The sequence below is a fragment of the Endozoicomonas sp. SESOKO3 genome (assembly GCF_024606255.1).
Genome location: NZ_JAHHPR010000616.1, coordinates 1 through 2,273, shown reverse-complemented (window position 1 = coordinate 2,273; position 2,273 = coordinate 1). Strand labels below are relative to the sequence as shown.

Here is a 2,273-nt window from a genome sequence, read left to right as displayed (position 1 = left end):
CCCTTACCTGACTTTCTAAAGTAATCCTCTATCTTAACTATATGTGCATTCAGATCTACATATTCTGATGCGAAAGGATCAAGCATCAGGCCCAAGAGATCAATTAAATTCAAGAATTGATTATTCCAGGCTACTAATTCAGGTTCATTTTCACCATATTCTTTTATAAGCGCGAGCATTCGCTCAGCTGTTATTTGCTGTCGCTTATAAATCGATATTCCGTTCCTGTCAATGCCATCGTTGAGCAGCTTGGCAGCGTCTCTTAGTAATGCCTCGGCTGATGTATTGCTTTGCTCAGATTCTAAGGAATCCTCCAATTGTTGCAAAAATTTAATGCGTTCTGTTGCTAAAAATTTCAGTCCAGAGAATACTAAAGATGATTTTGCAACATTTTCTTTTAAAACATCTTGATCTTTTATCGGTCCATCTTCACCTAATAGCCCATCTTTTTGCAGATGGAGTCTGGGTATTCCAGCCATGTAAGCGGCGTGAAGCAGGAACGAATTAAAAAAAACATGGGCTCCTTGAGAGGAAGCATCACTTGAATTTATGGCTGCATAGTAAGCCAGCATCAAATATGCAAGGCTTTGTTGATGTTGCGAATTGTTCGGATCGACAGGAGACTCGGTACTCTGGATATGAGATAGAGTTTCCAGGATTGCATTCTGACTTTGGTCAACGTCAACCTGAAGAGTAGCCTCCACTTGCTTGATCATGCCTGCAATTGTCAGGTTGTCACTGGGGGGCGTTTCCGGGATGTTGTTCAGCAGAGCGGTTATACTGTCTTCCGGGAGGCCTGAATTCAATTTCCGGATAATTTCAACAATTTGTTCACGGGACATTGGCGGGAGCGAAAGGTCCGTTAAAGGCTGCATCTGTTGTGCTCCAGCTCCCTGCGGTTCTTGCTGTTCCTGACTCTTATTTACTTCTTGCTCATTCACGGGGTTCATGGCAAAGATAAGTTCAGTATCATTCGGGGTGACCAAAGGGAATGCCCCCATAAGAGCATTATGGTTAATTAAATCGGATAGTAAGTCAGACCCTTTTGCTCCCTTTTCTTGAAAAAACCTCTCATCTACTGGCGTTGGTAAAGGGTTTAATGCCAGCAAGGTTGAGCAAGGGCAAACCATAATGAGACCGAGGGAAACTGAAAATAGTTGATTGGTCTTGCTATGATGGGAATGTATCGATGAACTTGCCGTTCTCAGTGATTGAGGCTTGGAGCTGCCGATCATTTTACTTAAGCCCGTGTTTGAATGCCCCCGAAAAGTAGTCCAGGAATTGCAGCAGTGCCAAATTTTATTTTGTAGCCACCAGCATCTGACCTGACACTCACACGTTCATTGTCGTTTGTAACGTCATGCCAGATTCAGAAGACCTGCTCTATTTAAAGTGTACTTTGCCTGATTCCAGAATTTACACGGGCGTCCGATCACAGCACATTTTTCCTGACGGGTTCGCTCTGGCTTAAATAACACCTTCGCCACATGCGTTTTGAACGCGGCAAAAAGTCTCTCTGGATACTCCCACGACTTTGCACGCACGGAAAACATTATTGAGCTGATCAGCCAGTTTTAATGATACTGGCTTGTGATAAATAGCAGGATAGTAATACCGTTTCATTGGGGGTTAGCTGCACAATGACATCTGCTAACTCCCAATTGAAAACGGAACACCTGTTAACTCATATTTTCGAGCTCTTCCCAACGCTCCATCTTCTCTTCGATATCTTGATTGACGGTTTCCAGACGTGCCAGAGTGGTTTGCACAACCTCCTGATCACCCTGATAGAAAGACGGATCGGCGATAGCCTCTTCCAGCTGGATTAACTCTTCTTCCAGTTTTTCAAGCTCTCCCGGCAAAGCATCCAGCTCACGCTGAAGCTTGTAACTGAGCTTTTTCTTTTTCGATTCTGGCTGAGTTTGAATATTGGGTTCAGCTTTCGTTTGTGGCTTACTGGTTTGAGGCTCAGCAACCAGCTGATTTACCTCCCCTCCCTGTCTGAGCCAATCTTCAAAGCCGCCGACATATTCTTTAATCTTGCCATCAGGCTGGAATACGAGGGTACTGGAAACCACATTATCGAGGAATTCACGATCGTGACTGACCAGCAGCACCGTGCCCTGAAAGTCCACCAGCAGTGACTCAAGCAACTCAAGTGTTTCGACGTCGAGATCGTTGGTAGGCTCGTCCATCACCAGCAGATTAGCCGGCTTACTGAAGAGTCTCGCCAACAGCAAACGGTTTCGCTCTCCACCGGACAACGCCTTAAC

The 2,273-nt window shown here is 45.0% G+C and carries 2 protein-coding genes; both read right to left on the bottom strand.

Translation table 11 applies throughout. The features are described from left to right. On the bottom strand, nt 1-1,235 hold a 1,235-nt coding region (locus KDK18_RS10845), incomplete at its 3' end, for a hypothetical protein (RefSeq protein ID WP_257254918.1). Nucleotides 1,236-1,679: 444 nt separating this feature from the next. After that, nucleotides 1,680-2,273 (bottom strand): ATP-binding cassette domain-containing protein (locus KDK18_RS10840; protein ID WP_257254917.1); only part of this gene is annotated, 594 nt, incomplete at its 5' end.